We start from the raw sequence: 243 nt of genomic DNA on the forward strand, positions 1-243 counted from the left end.
AGTCGAGCGGTAGCACAGAGAGCTTGCTCTCGGGTGACGAGCGGCGGACGGGTGAGTAATGTCTGGGAAACTGCCTGATGGAGGGGGATAACTACTGGAAACGGTAGCTAATACCGCATAATGTCGCAAGACCAAAGAGGGGGACCTTCGGGCCTCTTGCCATCAGATGTGCCCAGATGGGATTAGCTAGTAGGTGGGGTAACGGCTCACCTAGGCGACGATCCCTAGCTGGTCTGAGAGGAT

The 243-nt window shown here is 56.4% G+C and carries 1 rRNA gene; it reads left to right on the plus strand.

Annotated elements, in window-relative coordinates:
* A 16S ribosomal RNA gene (locus tag ACZ6J2_RS21920) occupies positions 1-243 on the plus strand; the annotation flags it as partial.

It is taken from the genome of Enterobacter sp. E14S (genome assembly GCF_055666685.1).